The organism is Terrabacter sp. Root181 (assembly GCF_001428505.1).
Taxonomy (GTDB): domain Bacteria; phylum Actinomycetota; class Actinomycetes; order Actinomycetales; family Dermatophilaceae; genus Terrabacter.
The window spans coordinates 1,573,922-1,595,691 of sequence record NZ_LMHU01000001.1; the positions used below are offsets into that span (position 1 = coordinate 1,573,922).

Below are 21,770 nucleotides of genomic sequence, written 5' to 3' on the forward strand. Positions count from 1 at the left end.
GTGAACCGGGTGCCCGCGGGCCGCTCCGTCAGCGTGCGAGTGCCCGCGAGCAGCGCCAACCTCGGTCCCGGCTTCGACTCCATCGGCCTGGCCCTCGGTCTCTGGGACGCCTACGTCGTCACGACGTCCGAGTCCGCCGGCCTCGTCATCGAGGTCACCGGCGAGGGTGCGGGTGAGGTGCCCACCGACGAGCGCCACCTCGTGCACGCGACCATGCAGCACACGTGGCGCGCCCTCGGGGTCGAGCCCCCGGCAGGCCTGCGAATCGAGGCCACCAACGGCGTCCCGCACAGTCGCGGGCTGGGCTCGTCGGCGACGGCCATCGTTGCGGGCGTCGTTGCCGCACAGGCTCTTTCGCTGGGCGTTGACGAGGGCGCGTATGCCGTGTGGCCGGCTCCCGGTGCCACCGTGCCCGTCGACCTCGGGCTGGCGACGCACTGGGCGAGCGAGCTCGAGGGGCACCCCGACAACGCGTCGGCCAGCGCCGTCGGCGGGCTGACGGTGAGCTGGATGCCGGACGGCACCGGGCTCGACCGAGGCGAGCGCACGGTGACCGCCTGCCTCGCCCCGCACCCGGACGTCGAGGTCGTGATCTTCGTCCCCGAGACGCAGCTCGCGACGCGTACGGCCCGCGCCGTCCTCCCGGCCACCGTGCCGCTCGCCGCCGCCGCGGCCGGTGCCGGACGCGCGGCCCTGCTCGTGCACGCCCTCACGGCCGACCCGTCGCACCTGCACGCCGCGACGCGTGACTGGCTCCACCAGGAGGCGCGGCGCCCGTCCTACCCCGCCACGATGGAGCTCGTCGACCTGCTGCGTGCCGAGGGGCACGCGGCCGTCGTGTCGGGGGCCGGGCCGAGCGTCCTCGTCCTCACGACGCGTGAGGTCGCCGCAGAGGTGCAGGCCGGGCACCTGGCGGCCGGCTGGCAGCGGCTCACGCCCGCGGTCCCGGCGTACGGGGCCACGGTGCACGCGCGCTAACGGCGACATCCGGGACGTCCTTCACCCGTCCGACGGCCCTCGGGTGGTATCCTGAGCCCGCACCACACGCCGCGAGACCGCAGGCCGGTGCACCACCCCCACACTGAGGCGAAATCCTTTGTCTCTGGGCGCGTTCTGCGCCGAAGTGGATCTCAGACGGCCAGGTCACCTGGTCCAAGTCCGGCCCGCTGGAATGTCCCGGGCCGCAAACGAGGGGGAAGGATCCTTCGTGTCAGAAACAACCACCCGTCCGCTCTCTGGCCTGTCGGCCATGAAGCTGGACGAGCTCAAGGGCGTCGCGTCGTCGATGGGCATCACCGGGACGACCAAGATGCGCAAGAGCGACCTCGTCGAGGCGATCAAGGCCCGGCAGTCCGGCGGTTCGTCCGCCCCCGCCGCGGCGCCGAGCCCGACGGGCTCCGACGCCGCAGCCGCCACCGAGGCGGCACCGGCACGTGCCTCGCGCCGGTCCAGCCGTCCCGCCGGATCGGCCACGACCACGGAGGCGCCTGCCGAGGCACCCGCCCCCGCGGTGGCCACCGACGACCGCGGCCAGGACCGCGGCGACGACCGGGTCCAGGACCGGGGCGACGCCCCGGCCGAGGATCGCGCCCCCCGCGCCGAGCGAGCCGCCCGCGGCGCACGCGAGGGCCGGACGACCCGTGCCGACGCGCCCGACGCCCAGTCCTCCGAGCGCCCCGATGCCGACGACCAGCAGGCCTCCGAGGTCGACGACCGCCAGCGCGACCGCGGACGGGGACAGCAGCGCGAGCGCCAGCAGGGCGAGCGCCAGCAGGGCGAGCGCCAGCAGGGCGAGCGCCAGCAGGGCGAGCGTCAGCAGGGCGGCCGAGGCGAGCGCCAGGACCGCCAGCAGGGCGACCGCGGCCAGCAGTCCGACCGTCAGCAGTCACCCCAGCAGGACCGTCAGGACCGTCAGCAGGGCGACCGGCAGAACGACCGCGGCCAGCAGTCCGACCGCGGACAGCAGTCCGACCGTCAGCAGCCGCGCCAGCAGGACCGCCAGCAGGACCGCCAGCAGGACCGCCAGGGCGAGCACCAGCAGGACCGCCACCAGGGCGACGCGAACGACCAGAACCGGGGCCAGCAGTCGCCCTACGACGACGAGGGTGGCAGCCGACGCAGCCGCAACCGCCAGCGCAGCCGGGACCGCAAGCGCGGTCGTGGCCGTGAGGGTGGACAGGACTGGAACGACGCCGACCTGCAGGTGGGCGACGACGACGTGCTCGTGCCCGTCGGGGGCATCCTCGACGTGCTCGACAACTACGCGTTCGTCCGCACGTCCGGCTACCTCGCCGGTCCGAACGACGTCTACGTACCGCTCGGCATGGTCAAGAAGAACGGCCTGCGCAAGGGCGACGCGGTGACCGGTGCCGTCAAGGCGCTGCGTGACGGCGAGCAGCCCTCGGGCAACGTCGGGCGCCAGAAGTTCAACGCTCTCGTGCGCCTCGACACGGTCAACGGGCAGAGCCCCGAGGAGGCCGCCAAGCGCGTCGAGTTCGGCAAGCTGACGCCCCTCTACCCGCAGCAGCGGCTGCGGCTCGAGACCGAGCCCAACGTGCTGACGACGCGCATCATCGACCTCGTCGCCCCGATCGGCAAGGGCCAGCGCGGCCTCATCGTCGCACCGGCCAAGGCCGGCAAGACGATGATCATGCAGACCCTCGCCAACGCGATCACGACGAACAACCCCGAGTGCCACCTCATGGTCGTCCTCGTCGACGAGCGTCCCGAGGAGGTCACCGACATGCAGCGCGCCGTCAAGGGCGAGGTCATCTCCTCGACCTTCGACCGGCCCGCCGAGGACCACACGACGGTCGCCGAGCTCGCCATCGAGCGCGCCAAGCGTCTCGTGGAGCTCGGTCACGACGTCGTCGTGCTGCTCGACTCGATCACCAAGCTGGGTCGCGCCTACAACCTCGCCGCCCCGGCGAGCGGGCGCATCCTCTCCGGTGGCGTCGACTCGGCTGCGCTCTACCCGCCGAAGAAGTTCTTCGGCGCGGCGCGCAACATCGAGAACGGCGGCTCGCTCACCATCCTCGCGACGGCGCTCGTCGAGACCGGCTCGAAGATGGACGAGGTGATCTTCGAGGAGTTCAAGGGCACCGGCAACATGGAGCTGCGCCTCAACCGCGAGCTCGCCAACCGCCGCATCTTCCCGGCCGTCGACATCAACAGCTCCGGCACGCGTCGCGAGGAGATCCTCCTCGCGAGCGAGGAGCTGAAGATCATGTGGAAGCTGCGTCGCGTGCTCGCCGCGCTCGACCCGCAGCAGGCCATCGAGCTGCTCATCGACCGCCTCAAGAAGACGCGGACGAACTACGAGTTCCTCACCCAGGTCCAGCAGACGAGCAGCTCCAAGCTCGACGACGAGTCCTGACCGCCCACTCGGAGGGGGCGGCGCCGATCGGCGCCGCCCCTTTCGGCGTTTCATGGGCTATTCGGGTCAAATGTTCCTAAAATGGACGCATCACCCCGAATTCACCATGGAGAACCATGTCTGCGCCTGCCGGCGATCCCGATGCCAGCCCCGTCCGTGTCCTCGTGGCCGACGACGACGCCGACATCCGAGACCTCGTCGAGTTCAAGCTGACCCAGGCGGGGTATGCCGTCGAGGCCGTCCCCGACGGCATCAGCGCCTGGGAGGCGTTCGCCGCCGACCCGCCGCAGCTGGCGGTGCTCGACGTCATGATGCCGGGCCTGTCCGGCATCGACGTCCTCCGCAAGATCCGCGAGAGCGAGTTCTCGTCGGTGCCCGTGCTGCTCCTCAGCGCCAAGTCGCGTGACTCCGACGTCGACACCGGCTTCGCGGTCGGCGCCGACGACTACGTCATCAAGCCGTTCAGCCCCCGAGAGCTGCTCCACCGCGTCAACGGCATGCTCGCCCGGGCGCGATGAGCGGCGGGGCTTCGTGATCATCGGTGCGGCGCTGCTCGTCGGCGCGACGGTCGTCGTCCTCGGGGCCTGCGTCCTGCTGATCTTCGCCGTCGTGGCCGTGCGCGCGCGACGGCACAGTCGCAACCAGCGCGACGAGATGCTGCTGTCCCCTCTGCGGCCGCCGCTCATCACGGTGGCCTCGGGCGAGGACGACGACGGTGCGGCCGCCGAGGAGCTGACCTGGGCGACCGGGGTCTCGCGCACCGTGCTCGACCGCAACATCGTCGAGATGCTCACCAAGATCCGGGGCGTTCCCGCCGAGCAGCTCGTCCACGTGCTCGAGGTCCACGGCGCCGTCGACGCGGCGGTCGCCGACATGTCGAGCCGCTCCACCGTCAAGCGCGCCCGGGCCGCCCAGCTGCTGGGTCTCGCCCGCGCCGGGCACACGGTCCCGCTGCTCGTCGAGGCCCTCGGGGACGAGTCGGTCGAGGTGCGCAACAGCGCCGCCTACGCGCTCGGCCTCATCGGCGACCCGGCGGCCGCCGGCCCCGTGCTCGCCGCGATCGGCGCGCCCGAGCGCGGACTCCCGGCCGCCACCGCCGCCGAGGCGCTGCAGTCGATGGGGGTCGGCATCTCGGAGGTGCTGCGCGACGGCATGGCCGACGCCAACGCGCGCACCCGCATGGTCGCCGCCCACCTCAGCGGCGAGCGCAGCTTCACGCGTGGGCTGCCCGAGCTGCGGCAGCTGCTCGACGCCGATCCCGACCTCACGGTCCGCGAGACGAGCGCCACGGCCATCGGCCGCCTCGGTCGTGCTGAGGACGTCGGCATCCTCGTGCGCCACTGCGTGCCGTCCGAGCCGTTGGCCCTGCGCCGGGCCTGCGTCGTCGCCCTGGGCGAGCTCGGCGAGGCCGAGGCGATCCCGGCGCTCGCCCACCTGCTCGCCGACTCGGACCCGCGCCTGGCCGAGCTGGCCGCGACCGCCCTGCTGTCGATGGGTCCCGACGGACGCGACGCCCTCGAGGGACACGGGGACGACCCGGCCGTGCGCACCGCACGCCTGCTCGCCAGCCTGCAGAAGGCGTCTGCATGAGCTGGGACGGCATCGCCTCGGGCCTGCGGTCCTTCGTCCTGTGGATCATGGACGTCACCGCGGTCCCGATCATCATCTACTTCGTCCTCATCAACACCTCGCTGCTCGTGCTCATCGGGCTGGCCTACCTCGAGTTCCGCGCCCAGCAGCGCCGGCGATCGACGGCCGTGGCGTGGCAGGGCGCCGGCCTCGCGCCGGGCGTCTCGCTGCTGGTCCCCGCCTACAACGAGGAGGCCGGCATCGTCATGGCGGTCAAGTCGTTCCTCACGCTGCGCTACCCGCGGCACGAGGTCGTCGTCGTCGACGACGGGAGCAGCGACCAGACCTTCGCCCGTCTCGAGGAGGCCTTCGACCTCGTCCACGTGCCTCGCGAGCTACCCCACGAGATCCCGATCCGGGCCAAGGTCCTCGGCATCTACGTCCCGCGTGACGGGCGCACCCGCCTCGTCGTCGTCCGCAAGGAGAACTCCGGGCGCTCCGAGGCGATCAACGTCGCCATCAACGCCGCGAGCGAGCCGCTCGTCGCGATGATCGACGGTGACTCGATCCTCGAGCCCGACGGGCTGCTCCACGTCACCCGTCCCTTCGCCGACGACCCGACGCGCATGGTCGCGACCGGCGGGGCCATCCGACCGGTCAACGGCAGCCGGGTCGTCTCGGGCCGCATCGTGCGCGTCGAGATGCCGCAGACCTGGCTGCCGCGCATCCAGCTCGTCGAGTACCTCCGCGCCTTCCTGCTCGGCCGCACCGGGTGGTCGCGCCTCGGCGGCCTCATCCTGATCAGCGGTGCCTTCGGGCTCTTCCGCCGCGACGTCGTCGTCGAGGTCGGCGGCCTCGACCCGACCAGCATCGGCGAGGACTTCGAGCTCGTCATGCGCATCCACAAGCGGCTGCGCGACGAGGGACGTGACTACTCCATCGAGTTCGTGCCCGAGCCGGTGTCGTGGACCGAGGTCCCCGTCACCGCGAAGGTGCTGCGCAACCAGCGCCGTCGGTGGCACCGCGGTCTCTGGGAGACGCTCTGGGCCTACCGCTCGATGCTCTTCCGCCGCAAGTACGGCCGGATCGGCTGGCTCGCCCTGCCGTACTACTGGCTCTTCGAGCTCTTCGCGCCGCTGCTCGAGCTCTTCGGCATCGTCATCGTGCCGCTGGCGCTGGCCCTGGGCATCGTCAACGTGCCCTTCGCGATCCTCTTCCTCGTGCTCGCCTACGGGTATGCCGTGCTCGTGACCCTCTCGGCGATGGTCGTCGACGAGTGGGCCTTCCACAAGCACGACCGGTGGCGGGCCATCTGGCAGACGATCGCCGCGTCCGTCCTCGAGAACATCGGCTACCGCCAGGCCACCGTGTGGTGGCGCCTCGAGGGGTGGTGGTCGAGCCTGCGCGGGAAGAAGCACGTCTGGGGTGTCATGACCCGCACGGGCTTCGACGAGGAACCCGCGTGACGGGCGGGCTGCCGGCCGTCTCGAGGCGTTCGGTGGGCAGCCAGATCCGGCTGCTCATCGGCATCCTCGTCGTGCTCGTGCCGATCGGCGCCGTCATCTCGGTCGCCACGATCCACTCCCAGGGTGCCGCGGTACGGGCCCTCACACTGGCGCTCGGGCCTGCCCGCGAGGCCAACAGCGCCGTGCTGCTCGACATGACCCGGGCCGAGGGAGCCTGGCGCGAGGGGGTCGTCGGCGCCCCGGCACCGCTCGACCCGCTGTCGCTGCGCACCCGGGTCGAGCAGGAGCTCGACGAGGTGGAGGCGGGCACGCAGAGCCAGGAGCTCGCGGCGGAGGACCGGGCCCGGTTCGCGGCGCTCAGCGCGACGCAGCGCAGTGCCGTCGAGGCCTGGTTCACGGCCGCCGCGGCCTCGCTCGAGGACGCTCCCAGCGCACCCCCGACGGCAGCCCCGACCGATGCGCCTCCCGGCACGCCCGGTGGCCCGGCGCCCGGCGCCACGGGTGCCACGCCGACCACCCAGCAGACGCAGCAGCGCACCCGCGTCGAGACGGCATACGCCTCGTTCCTGCGGGCCAACAGCGCGATCGAGGCCTCCATCCGCTCCCAGCGCGACGCCGCGCGCGTGGAGTCGCGCGAGGCGACCGGCGTCACCTCGGGCGTCATCATCGCCGTCGCCGCGGTCGTCGTGCTCGTCCTCATCGCTGCCGGCTTCGGGATGGACCGCGCCGTCGGCCTCCCGCTCGCCCGCCTGCGCGAGGTGGTGCGCCGGCAGGCCGAGGAGGACGTCATCGCGATGGCGAACCAGGAGGAGGGGGCGCTGGAGGTCCGCATGCTCGCGCGCGACTTCAACGACCTGACCCGGGCCAACGCCCGGCTCGTCGACCAGCAGGCCGCCGTCCTCGAGATGCAGGAGCTCGTGCTCGACGTCGGCCGGGGCGCGCGGTCGGCCGTCGACGTCCACGAGGCGCTGCAACGCGTCACGACCAAGCTCGGTGCCGGTCTGGGCGCCGACCGGGTCCTGCTCTACACGCTCGGCGAGGACGGCCAGACGATCGAGGACCGACTCCAGTGGCACACCGACGACCTGCCCGACCTCCCGCCGCTCCCGCGCTCCCTCGCGCAGCAGGTGGGGGCCGTCAACGACGAGCTGCGCCGCGACGTCGGCTTCTTCGACCTCGGTGACCTCCTGGCGCACCAGGCCTACGACGACGAGCGCGCACGAGCCTTCCACCGGGCCACCGGCGCCCGCTCGCTGCTCATGCTCCCGGTCGGCACGGGAGGCCGGGGCCTCGGCATCCTGTCGGTGATGATGGTGAGCGCCCCGCGGCGCTGGCACCGGCACGAGATCCAGGCCGCGCAGCAGTGCGCGGCCATCGCCGCCCAGTCGATCGTCGCGCTGCGCCTCTCGCAGATGCAGGACGAGCAGGTCCGGCGGCTCACCGAGCTCGACCGCCAGAAGACCGACTTCATGGCGACCGTCAGCCACGAGCTGCGCACCCCGCTGACGTCGATCAGCGGCTACCTCGAGCTCCTCGTCGACGGCGACTTCGGCGACGTCTCCGACGGCCAGCACGTGGCCCTCGACATCATCGGGCGCAATGCCACCCGGCTGCGGGGGCTCATCGAGGACCTCCTCGTCCTCAACAAGATCGAGGTCAGCGGGCTCCAGGCCGTGTCCGAGGAGGTCGCCGTGCACCACCTGCTGCGCACCGTCACCGAGACCATGGAGCCCGTGGCGGCCGCGGGGGGCGTGCGGCTGCTCTGCACCGACGTGCCCGACGACCTCGTCGTCCGGGTCGACCGCGGGCAGGTCGAACGGGCCCTGATCAACCTCGGCTCCAACGCCGTGAAGTTCACGCCCGAAGGAGGGAAGGTCCTCCTGTCGGCCGAGCGCGCCGGGGACTCCACCATCATCTCCGTGCACGACACCGGCATCGGCATCCCGGCCACCGACCTCGCGCGCCTGTCCGAGCGCTTCTTCCGGGCCGGCAACGCCACGGCCGCGGCCATCCCCGGCACGGGGCTCGGCCTCGCGATCGTGCGCGCCATCGTCGAGGGCCACGGCGGCGAGCTCGTCATCGCCTCGGTCGAGGGGGAGGGGACCACGATGCAGGTCGTGCTCCCCGTCGCCCAGCCGGCCGCCGTCCCGGCGCGGCGGTGACCCGGGCGCGAGGCGGGTGCCGGTGGCGGGCCGGCGACGCCCGGCGTGGTCGCCCGGCCCTCAGAAGCAGCCACCTCTCGGGCGCTCGCGCAGTCCCTGCGTGACCGTCCATCCGGTCGCCGGGTCGTGCAGCACCGTCGGGGACGGCGTCGAGTGCCTCGTCGATCGCGTCCCGGTGCTCGTCGTCCGGGGTGAGCGGGCCGCGCCCGTGCGTGCGTCGAGCGACCAGCGCTCCGTGACCCAGACGGCCTCGCCCGTGACCGCCGCAGCCGTCGTCCGTGGGTACCACACCTCGACGACCACGTCGCGGCCCACGAGCCGCACGCTGACACCCGCGGGGGCGTCGGGGCGGGTCGGGAGCGAGCGCCAGGTCACCGAGCGGGAGCCGAGATCCACGCCGAGGACCGAGCCGTCAGAGCCGGGGACGACGACGTGCGTCTCGTCGGCCGCCGCGAGGGGCTCCAGGCGCCAGGCCCCGACGGGGAGCGGGACCTCGACGGAGTCCCGCGAGCCGGACCCGGGTGACCAGGCGACGAGCGACCGACCCCGCACCCCGACGATCCCGCCGCGGGTGACGACGGCCGACGAGCGGTAGCCCCGGTCCGCGTCCTCGTCCAGCGGCGACTCCTGCCACGACCAACCGCCCGGGGCGCCGTCGAGCCGCTCGGCGGTCACGATCGCGTCGCCCTCGGCAGGTGTCCCGACGGCATACCCCTGGACGACGCCGATGACGTGGGCGAGGTCGGTCGGGGTCGAGACGGCACCGGAGGCGACGTCGACGACGTGGGTGGCGTGACAGCCGACGACGACGACGTGCCCGTTGCTGACGACCGGGGGCTCGGAGAGCAGGTCGGCCACCGGCGTCGTCCAGCGGACGGCGCCGGACGGGTCGGTGCCGGTGAGGCGTCCGACCTGCGCGGCAGGCACGTCGGGACAGTCGTCGAAGGCGCAGTCCGCGCCCGAGCAGGCCGTGGCCGCGAGCAGCACGGCGACCGCTCCGGCCACCGCCGCGCGGCGGCCGGCCACTCTGTCCCTGACCTCCATGAGTGCCTCCCCGTCGCCGGTCCGTCCCGTCGCCGATGAAGACACCGGACGGGCCCGGATCGATGCACGTCGGGCCCGGCTCTCCAGGGGTCGCGTGGGGGAATGCCGAGGGCCTCCCGTGCGTTTGGGAGGAGGTGCGCCTTTCTGGCACACTCTTCCTTTGGACCGGTTCACGGGAGAGCAGCTCCCCAGCGTGAGCAGCGATGACACCGACCCGGCCGACTACCTCAAGGAGACAACGTTGAAGAAGGACCTTCACCCCGAGTACGTCGAGACCACGGTGACCTGCACCTGTGGCAGCACGTTCGTCACGCGCAGCACCGAGACGTCCGGCAAGATCTCTGCCGACGTCTGCTCGCAGTGCCACCCGTTCTACACGGGCAAGCAGAAGATCCTCGACACCGGTGGCCGCGTGGCCCGGTTCGAGGCCCGTTACGGCAAGAAGGCCGCCAAGTAGGTCTCCCGCACGCCGGCTCCCACGACTTCGGTCGTCGGGAGCCGGCGTTCGTCTTACCCCGACCGTCCCCTGAGCCGAAGGGCCCACCGTGCTCGAATCCGTCCAGTCGATCCTCGACGAGTACGCCGAGCTCGAGCTGCAGCTCGCCGACCCCGCCGTCCACGGTGACCAGGACCTCGTCCGCACCCTGAACAAGCGGTATGCCGCCCTGGCGCCCACCGTCGCGGCCGCCCGTGAGTGGACGGCTGCCGGTGACGACCTCGCGGCGGCCCGCGAGCTCGGTGCCGACGACGAGTCGTTCGCCGCGGAGGTGCCCTCGCTCGAGGCCCGTCTCGCGGCCGCCGAGGAGCACCTGCGCCGCATGCTCGTGCCGCGGGACCCCGACGACGACCGCGACGTCATCCTCGAGGTCAAGGCCGGCGAGGGCGGCGACGAGTCGGCTCTCTTCGCCGGCGACCTGCTGCGGATGTACTTCCGCTACGCCGAGCAGCGGGGCTGGCGCACCGCGGTCGAGGACGCGACCGAGAGCGACCTCGGCGGCTACAAGGACGTCCGGGTCTCGGTACGCGCCAAGGGTGCACCGGGGCTGGGGGAGGGCCCCTGGGCACGCCTCAAGTACGAGGGCGGCGTCCACCGGGTCCAGCGGGTGCCCGTCACCGAGAGCCAGGGGCGCATCCACACGTCGGCGGCCGGTGTCCTCGTCATGCCGGAGGCTGAGGAGGTCGAGGTGACCATCGACCCCAACGACCTGCGCATCGACGTCTACCGCAGCAGCGGCCCCGGCGGGCAGAGCGTCAACACGACCGACTCCGCGGTGCGCATCACGCACCTGCCGACCGGTCTCGTCGTGTCGTGCCAGAACGAGAAGTCGCAGCTGCAGAACAAGGAGGCCGCGATGCGCGTCCTCCGCGCCCGGCTGCACCAGCTGGCCCAGGACGAGGCGGACGCCGAGGCGAGCGCCGCCCGACGGTCGCAGGTGCGCACCGTCGACCGCTCCGAGCGCATCCGCACCTACAACTTCCCCGAGAACCGGATCTCCGACCACCGCACCGGCTACAAGGCGTACAACCTCGACTCGGTGCTCGACGGCGACCTCGACCCGGTCGTGCAGTCGGCGCTCGACGCCGACGAGGCCGCCAAGCTCGCGGCGCTGGCCGACGACGGGTCGCGCGCGTGACCGACCTGCGTGACGGGGTGCGGGCCGCCGCCGCGCGGCTGCGCGACGCCGGGGTGGCCTCCGCCGACGTCGACGCCGTCGAGCTCGCGGCCCACGTCCTGGACGTCGACCCCGCGGAGGTCCGTCGGCTGATGGTGCTCGGCGGGCGCACGCTCCCGGAGTCGTATGCCGTCCTCGTCGACGAGCGCGCCGGCCGGGTTCCCCTGCAGCACCTGACGGGCCGGGCCCACTTCCGGCGGCTGACGCTGGCGGTCGGCCCGGGGGTCTTCGTGCCGCGGCCCGAGACGGAGGTGCTCGTGGACCTCGCCCTCGGTGAGGTCGACCGGCTGCTCGCGGCCGGTGCGGCTCCGGTCCGGGTCGTCGACCTCTGCTCGGGTTCCGGGGCGATCGCCCTGTCGGTCAAGGCGGATAGTCCGGGCACCGAGGTGCGCGGGCTCGAGCTGTCGCCCGACGCGTACGCCTGGGCGGTGGCCAACCGCGACCGCCTGGGTCTCGACGTCGCCCTCGCGCAGGGGGACGCGACGCTGCCGTGCTTCGAGGACTGGACCGGCGTCGTCGACGTCGTCACGGTCAACCCGCCCTACATCCCGGTCGGTGCCGTGCCCGTCGACCCCGAGGTCCGCGACCACGATCCCGCCGTCGCGCTCTACGGCGGCAGCGAGGACGGGCTCGCCATCCCGCTCGCCGTCGCGCGGGTCGCCGCCTCGCTGCTCCGACCCGGCGGTCTCGTGCTCGTGGAGCACGCCGACTCCCAGGGCGAGAGCCTGCCTCGCCGGCTCTCGGCGACGGGGGAGTGGGCCGACGTCGGCGACCACGTCGACCTGTCCGGCCGACCCCGGGTCACGACCGCCCGCCGCGCGGGCTGAGCCGTCGCGACGTCGCGGCGGCATTCACCTCTCAGGGCATCCGCACGACGATCTTGTCGACGGTCTGCTGGTCGAGCACCGAGGCGAGGGCCTCACCGGCACGGTCGAGATCGACCACGTCGCGTCGTGGTGACCTGATGCGGCCCTGCGCGGTTGCCCGCTGCCGCCGCAGCGTCGAGGTGGGCGGCGTCGGGTCGAAGACGAGGGATCGCACGTCAGGCCGCGAAGCCGATTGCGGCGGTCACGAGCGCGCGCGCCGAGGCCCTGGCCACTGCGGGGGCCTCGGGGTCGGCATCGAGCGAACCGCTGGCAAGACCGCCGTCGAGCAACAGGGTCAGTGACCGGGCGAGGGTTGCCGGGTCGTGGGCGCCGGCCTGCTCCGCGAGGTCCTGCACCCAGGCCAGGACCGCAGCCTTGTGGGCGACCGTGCGATCGTGCACCGGCGTGCCCGGCTGCGACTCCGCGGCCGCGTTGATGAAGGCGCAGCCCCGGTATCCCTCGCGGCGGCACGCGGTGCCGAGCGCGTCGAACAGGCCGACCAGCTGGGCTGCCGGCTCGTCGCCGGCGGCCAGGGCCGCGGCGTGCAGCTGCCCCGTCCAGACGCCGTCGACCTTGTCGAGGTAGGAGACGACGAGGTCGTCCTTCGAGGGGAAGTGCTTGTAGAAGGTCGCCTTGGCCACGCCCGAGTCCGCGATGATCAGGTCGACCCCGACGGCGCGGATGCCTCGCGCGTAGAAGAGCGAGAAGGCGGTGTCGAGGATGCGCTCGCGAGCGGCGCTGGGGCGGGTCGGCGTGGCGATGGACATCGGGCTCCTCGGCTGGTGCAACGGCTACGTCCCGAGTGTACCTTGCGCATAGACAGATCTGTCTGTTAGTTTCGGTCACCAGGTAGACAGGTTCGTCTACTCCCATCCATCGGAGCAGCACCAGGAGCACCCATGAAGATCGCAGTCCTCGGCACCGGCATGGTCGGCCAGGCCATCGCCGCCCGCCTCCACGGTCTCGGCCACGAGGTCGCCGTCGGCACGCGTGACCCGCAGTCCACCCTCGCGCGCACCGAGCCCGACGGCATGGGCAACCCGCCGTACGCTGCGTGGGCCGCGGACCACCGGCAGGTCCCGCTCGTCTCCTTCGCCGACGCGGCGGCCGGGGCCGAGCTCGTCATCAACGCCACGAGCGGGCACGGCGCGCTTCCCGCGCTCGAGCTGGCCGGGGCCGACAACCTGGCCGGCAAGGTGCTCATCGACATCTCGAACCCGCTCGACTTCTCCCAGGGCTTCCCGCCCACCCTCTTCGTCAAGGACACCGACTCGCTCGGGGAGCAGGTGCAGCGTGCCTTCCCGCAGGCCCGGGTGGTCAAGACGCTCAACACGCTGACCGCCGACCTCATGGTCAACCCGAAGAACCTCGGCGAGGAGTCGTCGGTCTTCGTCTCCGGCGACGACGGGGCGGCCAAGGCCGTGGTGACCGAGCTGCTCCAGTCCTTCGGGCACACCGACGTCATCGACCTCGGGGACATCACCACGGCGCGAGGCACCGAGATGCTCCTTCCCGTGTGGGTGCGCCTCATGGGCGCCCTCGGCACCGCGTCGTTCAACGTCAAGATCGTTCGCTGAGATGACGGGTCCCATGGCCGGGCGGACCGTGCTGGTCACCGGCGGGACCGGTGGGATCGGGTTGGCCACGGCCGCCCGCCTCGCCGGTCTCGGGGCGCGCGTCGGGCTGGTCGGGCGCGACGGCGCCCGCGCCGACGCCGCGGCCGAGCGGCTGCGCGACTCCGGCGGAGAGGTCGACGTCTTCCTCGCCGACCTCTCCGCCCAGCGCGACGTGCGCTCGCTCGCGGAACGCGTCCTCGCGGCGTACCCCCGCCTCGACGTCCTCGTCAACAACGTCGGGGGCTACTGGGCGACCCGGCACGAGACCGCGGACGGCCTCGAGCGCACCTTCGCGGTCAACCACCTCGCGCCGTTCCTGCTCACGCACCTGCTCCTCGACCGGCTGCGCGCGAGCGCCCCGGCGCGCGTCGTCACCGTCTCGTCGGGCGCGCACGCCATGGGCCGCATCGACATCGACGACCTGCAGGGTCGGCAGGGCTACAACGGGCAGCGGGCCTACAACCAGTCGAAGCTCGCCAACGTCATGTTCACCTACGAGCTGGCCCGACGTCTCGAGGGCACCGGGGTGACGGCCAACGTCCTGCACCCCGGCGTCGTCCGGACCGCCTTCGCGCAGGAGGACTCGGGACGGTGGATGCGGCTCATGCTCCCCGTCGTCCGGCCCTTCATGAAGAGCCCCGACCGCGGTGCCGACACGCCCGTGCTCCTCGCGTCCTCACCCGAGCTCGAGCACGTCTCAGGCCGGTACTTCGCCAACGGTCGGGTGAAGGACTCGTCCCGGGCGTCCCACGACACGGCGATGGCGGCCCGGCTCTGGAGCGTCTCGGCCGAGCTCGTCGGGCTGGCGCCATCCGGCACGGCGTGACGCCTCCCGTCGGTGGGGCGGGGAGCGGCGACGGCCGGCGCTGCCGACGCCAGTAGGCTCTGCCCGTGAGCGAGCGCTACGACTGCACCGACCCCGACGGGCGCGCCGAGGGCATCCCGGCGGCAGCATCGGCCGTCCGACGAGGCGAGATCGTCGTCCTGCCGACCGACACGGTCTACGGCATCGGTTGTGACGCCTTCGACGCCACCGCCGTCGCCTCCGTCCTGGCGGCGAAGGGCCGCGGTCGCGACATGCCGCCGCCGGTCCTCATCCCGACCGCGCGCACGGCCCAGGGCCTCGCGACGCAGGTCCCCGACTACGCCCAGCGGCTCATGGAGAAGTTCTGGCCCGGCCCGCTGACGCTCGTCCTCAAGGCGCAGACGTCGCTGCACTGGGACCTCGGCGAGACCAACGGCACGGTGGCACTGCGCGTGCCAGACCACGAGATCACGCTCGAGCTGCTCGGCGACATCGGTCCGATGGCGGTCACGAGCGCCAACACGACCGGAGACCCGGCCGCGCGCACGGTCGAGGAGGCCGTGGGGATGCTCGGCGAGTCCGTCGGGGTCTACCTCGACGGCGGTCCCGCCGGGGAGGGGCAGCCCTCGACGATCGTCGACTGCACCGGCGAGACGCCGGTGACGCTCCGCGTCGGCGCCATCGCCCAGGACGAGCTCGACGCCGCCCTCGTGCCCGAGCCGGTGCTCGAGGCTCCCGAGCCCGACGCCGAGCCGGCCGCCGAGGCCGACGCGACGCCCGCCGCGGACCCCGTCACCGACCCCGTCACCGAGTCGGCTCCCGAGGTCGTCGCGGAGACGTCCGCCGAGCCCGAGCCGTCCGTGACGTCGGCCGCCGCCGAGGCGTCCGACGTGCCCGAGACGTCCGACGTGCCCGAGCCGTCCGACGAGCCCGAGACGCTCGGGGAGTGGCACGACGTGTCCACGACCGAACGGCCATCCGACAGCTCCAGCACGACGCAATAGAGTTGGCTCGCGCTCGCGCCCCACTCCCGACCCACCCGGAGAACTCCCATGGCTGACGACACGTTCTACGGCTCCGACTTCGGTGCCCTGCAGTCCTTCGACCCCGACATCGCGGGGGTGCTCCTGTCCGAGCTCGACCGCATCCGCGGCGGACTGCAGCTCATCGCGAGCGAGAACATCAGCTCGCCCGCCGTGCTGACGGCCCTCGGGTCGACGCTGTCCAACAAGTACGCCGAGGGCTATCCGGGTCGCCGCTACTACGGCGGCTGCTCCGAGGTCGACAAGGCCGAGACCATCGCGATCGAGCGGGCCAAGGCACTCTTCGAGGCCGACCACGCCAACGTCCAGGCCCACTCCGGCGCGAGCGCCAACCAGGCCGTCTACGGCGCCTTCATGGCGCCCGGCGACACCATCCTCGCGATGGCGCTGCCGATGGGCGGCCACCTGACGCACGGCACGAAGGTCTCCTTCTCCGGCAAGTGGTTCAACGCCGTCCACTACGGGGTCGACAAGCAGAGCGAGGACATCGACTACGACCAGGTCGAGGCGCTCGCCCGCGAGCACCGTCCCAAGGTCATCTGTGCCGGTGGCTCGGCCATCCCGCGGCTCATCGACTTCGAGCGCTTCCGAGCGGTCGCCGACGAGGTCGGCGCGATCCTCTGGGTCGACGCCGCCCACTTCATCGGTCTCGTGGCCGGCAAGGCGATCCCGTCGCCCGTTCCGTACGCCGACGTCGTGACGTTCACGACGCACAAGGTCCTGCGTGGTCCCCGCTCCGGCGCCCTCGTGTGCAAGGCCGAGCACGCCGCCGCGATGGACAAGGCGATCTTCCCGATGATGCAGGGCGGTCCGCAGATGCACACCATCGCGGCCAAGGCGGTCAACTTCAAGGAGGCCGCGACCCCCGAGTACGCCCAGTACGCCAAGGACGTCATCGCCAACAGCCGGCAGCTCGCGGCGAGCCTGCTCGAGGTCGGCATCCGACCGACGACGGGCGGCACCGACACCCACCTGTCCCTGCTCGACCTCCAGGGCGTCGGCGTCACGGGCAAGGAGGCCGAGGAGCGGGCCGACGCGGCCGGCATCGTGCTCAACAAGAACGCCATCCCCTTCGACCCGCAGAAGCCCAACATCGCCTCGGGCATCCGGGTCGGCACGCCGTCGGTCACGACCCAGGGCATGGGCCTGGAGGAGATGAAGCAGATCGCCACGCTCATCCACAAGGCCGTGACCCAGGGCGACGCCGACCCCGAGCACGCGGTGAGCAAGGACGTGCGCGCGGAGGTCACCAACCTCGTGACGCGCTTCCCCGCATACCCTCGCTGAGTCATTCCCACTCGCCAGCGTCGGCGCCCGAGCGAAGGTCGGTAGGTGCACGAGTACGTCCTCGTCCTCATCGTGGCCGCTGCGGTCACGTACCTCGCCACACCCTTCGTCCGGAGCCTCGCCGTGGCGACGGGCGCCTTCACGGCGGTCCGGGAGCGTGACGTCCACAAGACGCCGATCCCGCGGCTCGGGGGAGTGGGCATCTACATCGGCTTCGTCGCGGCAGCACTCGTGGCGCGGGCGCTGCCCTACCTCGGCACGCTCTTCTCGACGAAGCAGATCTTCGGCGTCGTCGTCGCCGCCGGCATCGTGTGCCTGCTCGGGGCCTTCGACGACATCCGCGAGCTCGACTGGCTGACGAAGCTGGCGGGACAGATGCTCGCCGCGGGCCTGATGGCCTACACCGGGGTGCAGCTGCTGTCGCTGCCGATCTTCGGCACGACCATCCTGCCGACACCCGTGCTCGTGCTCTTCACGGTGCTCGTCGTCATCGCGTCGACGAACGCCGTGAACTTCATCGACGGGCTCGACGGGCTCGCCGCCGGTGTCGTCGGCATCGCGTCCTTCGCGTTCTTCGTCTACAGCTACATCGTCTCCCGCTCGTTCGTCCCGGCCAACGTCTTCTCCACGGCGACCTTCATCTCGGCCGCCCTCGTCGGGTGCTGTGCGGGCTTCCTGCCGCACAACTTCCACCCGGCCCGGCTCTTCATGGGCGACTCCGGGGCGCTGACGCTCGGCCTGCTGCTCTCGGCGGCGACGATCACCCTGACGGGCAACGTCGACCCCGGACAGGTCAGCGCCAACGACGTCTCCGCCGCGTTCCTGCCGATCCTCGTCCCGCTCGCGGTGCTGCTGCTGCCGCTGCTCGACATGCTGCTGGCCGTCGTCCGACGGACCCGCGCGGGCCAGCGACCGTGGCATCCCGACGCGATGCACCTGCACCACCGCATGCTGCGCATCGGCCACGGCCACCGCCGGGCCGTGCTGATCCTCTACCTGTGGGCCGCCATCGTGGCCCTCGGTTCGGTGTCCTTCGTCATCTGGGACGGCCCCCGTCCGCTCGCGGTCGTGGGGGCGGCCGCCGCGATGGGTGTCGTGCTCACCGTCTGGCTGCCGCGGTGGAGGCCGTCCGAACGCTTGTGATAGCATTCACAAGCACCTGAGGGGAGTCTGGGAAGACCACCACAGGAGCTCGGAAGTCCTTTCCGCACAACCGATCCGAGCATCATCCGGATCAGCCCGAACCCCGCCCGCACTACGCCTCACGACGCACCCAGGCAGGTTTTCTTGAGCGCCACACCGGCACGCGACGCATCACAGTCAGATGCCTTCGCGCAGCTCCTCCGGGGCTCCCTGCTGCCGACGGCCGTGGCCGGTCTCGTCTGCGTCGTGGTCGGGCTCTTCTCGAGCCCCAAGGCCGCCTGGTCGGCTGCGCTCGGCGCCGCGATCGTCCTCTTCTTCTTCAGCCTGACGCTCCTCGTCATGAAGCGCACGGCCGACCTGCCGCCCACGACGACGATGATGATCGTCATGGCCACCTACACCTTCAAGGTGCTGGTGCTCGGCGTCGTCATGTTCGCCCTGCGCGACGTGACGTGGGCCTCGGGCTTCGCGATCGGCCTGTCGATCACGGTGTGCGCCGTCGTCTGGCTCTTCTTCGAGATGCGCGCCTACAAGCGGCTGAGGATCTTCGCGTACGACCCCGACGGCGCGGCCTCGCTCGACGCCACGTCCGAGACGTCGGCCGACGCGGCGCCCGAGGCGGATCCCCACCGGGAGCCGCGTGATGAGCCGTGACACCGGAGGTCGACATGACCACACCCACGACGCCCGAGCCGTCGGAGCCGACCGAACCGACCGCCGAGGACAAGGCCGAGGAGCTGCGGCGGTTCAACAGCCGAGAGCAGGACTCCGCCTGGCGTGCCGTCGCGTACATGCTCACGGGTCCGCTCATCTACGGCGGTCTCGGTGCCTTGGCCGACCACTGGCTGGGCACGACCTGGCTCGTCGGGGTAGGGATCGTAGGTGGAATGGCCCTGTCGCTCTACCTGATCTGGTTCCGATACGGTACCCATTGAGCCCGACGGCCCCCGTGCCGCACGTCAGCGCGTCGCCCGCCGGCCCGCCGACCTGGAGCCCCACCGGGAGCCCGCTCCCGAGCACCGACTCTCCATCCCTGACGCAGGTCGTCAGCCGAAGTGCCCAGAACCTACAAAGGAGTAACCCGTGAGCATCGTGGCCGCCGCCCCGACGGACTACACCGCCCCCGGCATCGAGGAGTTCTGGCAGCCCCTCTTCGGGACCGACGGGCCGTTCGCGATCACCCGCCCGATCCTGCTCATGGTCCTGGCCACCGGCCTTGTCGCGTGGTTCCTGCTCGCCACGACGAAGAAGAAGGCTCTCGTGCCCGGCCGCGGCCAGATGGGCACGGAGGCCGTCTACGGCCTCGTGCGCAACGGCATCGCCAAGGACCTCATCGGCAGCAAGGAGTTCATGCGGTTCGTCCCGCTGCTCTTCGCGCTCTTCACGACGATCCTCGTCAACAACCTGTTCGGCGTCATCCCGCCGATGAGCTACCCGACGATGAGCCGTATCGGCTTCCCGATCGCGCTGTCGCTCATCGTCTGGGTCGTCTTCCACGTCGTCGGCATGCGCAAGCACGGCTTCATCGGCTACTGGAAGTCGCTCGTGCCCGCGGGTCTTCCCAAGGCGATGATCCCCGCGATCTTCTTCCTCGAGCTCATCACCGACCTCTTCACGCGCCCGGTCACCCTCGCCCTGCGACTCTTCGGCAACATGTTCGCCGGCCACATCCTCATCGTCCTGTTCATCACGGGTGGCTGGTACATGCTCACCAACGGCGGCATCCTCGTCATCGCCGGCGGCGTCACGTGGATCTTCGCCTTCGTCATGACGCTCTTCGAGATCCTGGTCCAGTTCCTCCAGGCCTACGTCTTCACCCTGCTGGCCGCCCTCTACATCGGCGGCGCGGTCGCCGACGAGCACTGAGGCCGCGGTCTCCTTGCGCCTCCGGCGCCCCACGAACTGCACCACCGCACGAGCACCACACCCCAGCTTCGCCCCCGCCCGTCTGGTAACCGCCAGCCGGACAAGACAAGAAGGAATGGAATAAACATGACTGGCAACATCGCCATCCTCGGTTACGGCCTCTCCGCCATCGGCCCCGGTATCGGTGTCGGTCTGATCTTCGCCGCCTACATCAACGGCGTCGCCCGTCAGCCCGAGGCTCGCGGCATGCTGCAGCCGATCGCCTTCCTGGGCATGGCCATCACCGAGGCGCTCGCCATCTTCGGTATCGCGCTCGCGTTCGTCTTCAAGGGCTGACGCCCCTTTCCGGGGCAGCCCGAAGCACCGATCGTCTTTCTCTCTAGGAGAACCTCATGCAAGCAGTGACCGTGACCGCCGAGGGCGGCGAGGGCGGCTTCTGGGCCACCGCGGCACCGATCATCCCGCACCCGCTCGAGTTCTTCTTCGGCCTGGCGTGCTTCGCGATCCTCTACGTCGTCGTGAAGCAGAAGGTCGTGCCGCGCCTCGAGCAGATCTACGCCGAACGCACTGCTGCGATCGAGGGCGGGATGAACAAGGCCGAGGAGGCCCAGGCGCAGGCCCAGGCCGCGCTCGAGCAGTACCAGGCGCAGCTCATGGAGGCTCGCTCCGAGGCCGCCCGCATCCGTGAGGACGCCAAGGCCCAGGGCGCGCAGATCATCGCCGAGATGCGCGAGCACGCGGCCTCCGAGGCGGCTCGGATCTCCGAGACGTCGCACAAGCAGATCGAGGCCGAGCGCCAGCAGGCGGTCGTCTCGCTCCGCAGCGACGTCGGCCGCATCTCGACCGACCTCGCGAGCCGGATCGTCGGTGAGTCCCTCCACGAGGAGACCCGTCAGAAGGGCATCGTCGAGCGTTTCCTCGCCGAGCTCGAGTCGGGCGACGTCGTGCGCGAGAAGGTCGGCGGCGCCGCCGGCAGCCAGGGCGGGGACGCCTGATGCAGGGACCCTCACGCGCAGCAGCGGCGGCGAGCCGCGAGGCTTTCACCGGCGTCCTTGCTGCCGGTGCCGACCGCTCGCGGTTGGCCGAGGAGCTCTTCGCGGTCATCGCCGTCATCGACGGCAGCGCGACCCTGCGTCGCGCCGTGGCCGACCCGTCCCGCGAGGGCGCCGACAAGGCCCAGCTCGCCGAGCGGCTCTTCGCGGGCAAGGTCAGCGCCGAGGCGCTGGTCGTGCTCAAGGGTGCCTTCGCGCAGCGCTGGAGCTCCGAGCGTGACCTGACCGACACGGTCGAGTCGTATGCCGTCGAGGCCGTCATCGCCCAGGCCGAGGCCGGCGATCGTGCCGACCGCGTCGAGGACGAGCTGTTCCGCTTCGAGCGGATCGTCGCCGCCGACGCGGCCCTGCGCACGGCCCTGGCCGACGCGCAGGCTCCCGCCGACAAGCGCGCCGACCTCGTGTCGTCGCTCCTGCGGGAGAAGGTCGCCCCCGAGACGCTCGTGCTCGCCCGTCAGGCCGTGGTCGCCCCGCGCGGCCTGCGCTTCGACCGGGTCCTCGAGAGGTACCTCGAGACGGCATCGCGCCGCCGCGAGCAGCAGACGGCCACCGTCACCTCGGCCGTCCCGCTCACCGACGACGACCGTGCCCGCCTCGCCGCGGGCCTGGCAGCCATCTACGGCGGCACGGTCCACGTCAACACCGTCGTGGACCCCCGGGTCATGGGCGGGGTCAAGGTCGAGATCGGTGACGAGCTCATCGACGGCACCGTCATCCGCAAGCTCGACGCGGCCCGCCGGGCCATGGGTGCCTGAGGCACCCACCACCAGCTGTGATCAACCACCGGCCCGTCCTGCGGGTC

General features: G+C 71.8%; 23 protein-coding genes. 20 read left to right on the forward strand and 3 right to left on the reverse strand.

What is annotated here, in order from left to right; all coding sequences use genetic code 11:
* The 6 genes from ASD90_RS07325 to ASD90_RS07350 all read left to right on the forward strand — a co-directional run bounded on the left by ASD90_RS07325 (position 1) and on the right by ASD90_RS07350 (position 8,573).
* Entirely contained in the window at positions 1-978 is a 978-nt protein-coding gene (locus tag ASD90_RS07325) for a homoserine kinase (protein ID WP_056753408.1), read from the forward strand.
* 271 nt (positions 979-1,249) lie between these two features.
* Entirely contained in the window at positions 1,250-3,376 is a 2,127-nt protein-coding gene (gene rho, locus ASD90_RS07330) for a transcription termination factor Rho (protein WP_056753411.1), read from the forward strand.
* A gap of 116 nt (positions 3,377-3,492) precedes the next feature.
* Positions 3,493-3,894 (forward strand): response regulator transcription factor, encoded by a 402-nt coding sequence (locus ASD90_RS07335; protein ID WP_056753414.1) that lies wholly within the window; start codon positions 3,493-3,495, stop codon positions 3,892-3,894.
* Positions 3,895-3,907: 13 nt separating this feature from the next.
* Positions 3,908-4,966: a HEAT repeat domain-containing protein gene (locus ASD90_RS07340; RefSeq protein WP_056753417.1), complete on the forward strand. Its 1,059-nt coding sequence runs from the start codon at positions 3,908-3,910 to the stop codon at positions 4,964-4,966.
* Positions 4,963-6,411 carry a glycosyltransferase family 2 protein gene (locus tag ASD90_RS07345; RefSeq protein WP_056753420.1) on the forward strand — a complete coding sequence of 483 codons (1,449 nt, stop codon included), beginning with the start codon at positions 4,963-4,965 and terminating at the stop codon, positions 6,409-6,411. The genes ASD90_RS07340 and ASD90_RS07345 overlap by 4 nt, the downstream gene beginning before the upstream one ends.
* Positions 6,408-8,573, forward strand: coding sequence for a cell wall metabolism sensor histidine kinase WalK (locus tag ASD90_RS07350; protein WP_056753423.1), 2,166 nt, complete (start codon positions 6,408-6,410; stop codon positions 8,571-8,573). The genes ASD90_RS07345 and ASD90_RS07350 overlap by 4 nt, the downstream gene beginning before the upstream one ends.
* A gap of 60 nt (positions 8,574-8,633) precedes the next feature.
* Here the strand turns inward: ASD90_RS07350 and ASD90_RS07355 are convergent, their stop codons facing one another.
* Positions 8,634-9,617: a hypothetical protein gene (locus ASD90_RS07355; RefSeq protein WP_157623041.1), complete on the reverse strand. Its 984-nt coding sequence runs from the start codon at positions 9,615-9,617 to the stop codon at positions 8,634-8,636.
* Positions 9,618-9,858: 241 nt separating this feature from the next.
* Here ASD90_RS07355 and rpmE point away from each other — a divergent pair, with 241 nt between their 5' ends.
* From rpmE to ASD90_RS07370, 3 genes are all read left to right on the forward strand, one after another.
* On the forward strand, positions 9,859-10,074 hold the full coding sequence (gene rpmE / locus ASD90_RS07360; RefSeq protein ID WP_026863931.1) for a 50S ribosomal protein L31: 216 nt from the start codon (positions 9,859-9,861) through the stop codon (positions 10,072-10,074).
* Positions 10,075-10,162: 88 nt separating this feature from the next.
* Positions 10,163-11,251, forward strand: coding sequence for a peptide chain release factor 1 (gene prfA / locus ASD90_RS07365; RefSeq protein WP_056753430.1), 1,089 nt, complete (start codon positions 10,163-10,165; stop codon positions 11,249-11,251).
* Positions 11,248-12,117 (forward strand): HemK/PrmC family methyltransferase, encoded by an 870-nt coding sequence (locus tag ASD90_RS07370; protein ID WP_056753433.1) that lies wholly within the window; start codon positions 11,248-11,250, stop codon positions 12,115-12,117. The genes prfA and ASD90_RS07370 overlap by 4 nt, the downstream gene beginning before the upstream one ends.
* Positions 12,118-12,148: 31 nt before the next feature.
* Here the strand turns inward: ASD90_RS07370 and ASD90_RS07375 are convergent, their stop codons facing one another.
* A complete protein-coding gene (locus ASD90_RS07375) occupies positions 12,149-12,331 on the reverse strand; it encodes a hypothetical protein (protein ID WP_056753436.1) in 183 nt (60 codons plus the stop codon).
* Position 12,332: 1 nt separating this feature from the next.
* Positions 12,333-12,923 (reverse strand): TetR/AcrR family transcriptional regulator, encoded by a 591-nt coding sequence (locus ASD90_RS07380; protein WP_056753438.1) that lies wholly within the window; start codon positions 12,921-12,923, stop codon positions 12,333-12,335.
* Between the two features lie 132 nt (positions 12,924-13,055).
* On the opposite strand from ASD90_RS07380, the gene ASD90_RS07385 reads away from it, so the two are divergent.
* The 11 genes from ASD90_RS07385 to ASD90_RS07435 all read left to right on the forward strand — a co-directional run bounded on the left by ASD90_RS07385 (position 13,056) and on the right by ASD90_RS07435 (position 21,723).
* Entirely contained in the window at positions 13,056-13,733 is a 678-nt protein-coding gene (locus ASD90_RS07385) for an NADPH-dependent F420 reductase (protein WP_056753441.1), read from the forward strand.
* Between the two features lie 13 nt (positions 13,734-13,746).
* Complete coding sequence (locus ASD90_RS07390) at positions 13,747-14,598, forward strand: SDR family oxidoreductase (protein ID WP_082588578.1); 852 nt, start codon at positions 13,747-13,749, stop codon at positions 14,596-14,598.
* Between the two features lie 65 nt (positions 14,599-14,663).
* Entirely contained in the window at positions 14,664-15,581 is a 918-nt protein-coding gene (locus tag ASD90_RS07395) for an L-threonylcarbamoyladenylate synthase (RefSeq protein ID WP_056753450.1), read from the forward strand.
* Positions 15,582-15,629: 48 nt separating this feature from the next.
* Complete coding sequence (glyA, locus tag ASD90_RS07400) at positions 15,630-16,907, forward strand: serine hydroxymethyltransferase (protein ID WP_056753452.1); 1,278 nt, start codon at positions 15,630-15,632, stop codon at positions 16,905-16,907.
* 45 nt (positions 16,908-16,952) lie between these two features.
* Complete coding sequence (locus ASD90_RS07405; protein ID WP_056753455.1) at positions 16,953-18,050, forward strand: glycosyltransferase family 4 protein; 1,098 nt, start codon at positions 16,953-16,955, stop codon at positions 18,048-18,050.
* A gap of 144 nt (positions 18,051-18,194) precedes the next feature.
* Complete coding sequence (locus ASD90_RS07410) at positions 18,195-18,704, forward strand: hypothetical protein (RefSeq protein ID WP_056753457.1); 510 nt, start codon at positions 18,195-18,197, stop codon at positions 18,702-18,704.
* A 14-nt stretch (positions 18,705-18,718) separates the two neighbouring features.
* Positions 18,719-18,985, forward strand: coding sequence for an AtpZ/AtpI family protein (locus ASD90_RS07415; protein WP_200958549.1), 267 nt, complete (start codon positions 18,719-18,721; stop codon positions 18,983-18,985).
* A gap of 148 nt (positions 18,986-19,133) precedes the next feature.
* Positions 19,134-19,916, forward strand: coding sequence for a F0F1 ATP synthase subunit A (gene atpB / locus ASD90_RS07420; RefSeq protein ID WP_056753459.1), 783 nt, complete (start codon positions 19,134-19,136; stop codon positions 19,914-19,916).
* Positions 19,917-20,042: 126 nt separating this feature from the next.
* A complete protein-coding gene (gene atpE / locus ASD90_RS07425; RefSeq protein WP_020142944.1) occupies positions 20,043-20,252 on the forward strand; it encodes an ATP synthase F0 subunit C in 210 nt (69 codons plus the stop codon).
* A 56-nt stretch (positions 20,253-20,308) separates the two neighbouring features.
* On the forward strand, positions 20,309-20,911 hold the full coding sequence (locus tag ASD90_RS07430) for a F0F1 ATP synthase subunit B (RefSeq protein WP_056753462.1): 603 nt from the start codon (positions 20,309-20,311) through the stop codon (positions 20,909-20,911).
* Positions 20,911-21,723: a F0F1 ATP synthase subunit delta gene (locus tag ASD90_RS07435; protein ID WP_056753463.1), complete on the forward strand. Its 813-nt coding sequence runs from the start codon at positions 20,911-20,913 to the stop codon at positions 21,721-21,723. The genes ASD90_RS07430 and ASD90_RS07435 overlap by 1 nt, the downstream gene beginning before the upstream one ends.
* Positions 21,724-21,770 lie beyond the last annotated feature (47 nt).

What these genes read in the sequence shown, in the direction of transcription:
- atpE (WP_020142944.1), top strand. Translation starts at nt 20,043, where the DNA reads ATGACTGGCAACATCGCCATCCTCGGTTACGGCCTCTCCGCCATCGGC.
- ASD90_RS07390 (WP_082588578.1), top strand. Translation starts at nt 13,747, where the DNA reads ATGGCCGGGCGGACCGTGCTGGTCACCGGCGGGACCGGTGGGATCGGG.
- ASD90_RS07380 (WP_056753438.1), bottom strand. Translation starts at nt 12,923, where the DNA reads ATGTCCATCGCCACGCCGACCCGCCCCAGCGCCGCTCGCGAGCGCATC.
- ASD90_RS07415 (WP_200958549.1), top strand. Translation starts at nt 18,719, where the DNA reads ATGACCACACCCACGACGCCCGAGCCGTCGGAGCCGACCGAACCGACC.
- ASD90_RS07430 (WP_056753462.1), top strand. Translation starts at nt 20,309, where the DNA reads ATGCAAGCAGTGACCGTGACCGCCGAGGGCGGCGAGGGCGGCTTCTGG.
- glyA (WP_056753452.1), top strand. Translation starts at nt 15,630, where the DNA reads ATGGCTGACGACACGTTCTACGGCTCCGACTTCGGTGCCCTGCAGTCC.
- rho (WP_056753411.1), top strand. Translation starts at nt 1,250, where the DNA reads ATGAAGCTGGACGAGCTCAAGGGCGTCGCGTCGTCGATGGGCATCACC.
- ASD90_RS07385 (WP_056753441.1), top strand. Translation starts at nt 13,056, where the DNA reads ATGAAGATCGCAGTCCTCGGCACCGGCATGGTCGGCCAGGCCATCGCC.
- ASD90_RS07345 (WP_056753420.1), top strand. Translation starts at nt 4,963, where the DNA reads ATGAGCTGGGACGGCATCGCCTCGGGCCTGCGGTCCTTCGTCCTGTGG.
- ASD90_RS07435 (WP_056753463.1), top strand. Translation starts at nt 20,911, where the DNA reads ATGCAGGGACCCTCACGCGCAGCAGCGGCGGCGAGCCGCGAGGCTTTC.
- ASD90_RS07355 (WP_157623041.1), bottom strand. Translation starts at nt 9,617, where the DNA reads ATGGAGGTCAGGGACAGAGTGGCCGGCCGCCGCGCGGCGGTGGCCGGA.
- ASD90_RS07335 (WP_056753414.1), top strand. Translation starts at nt 3,493, where the DNA reads ATGTCTGCGCCTGCCGGCGATCCCGATGCCAGCCCCGTCCGTGTCCTC.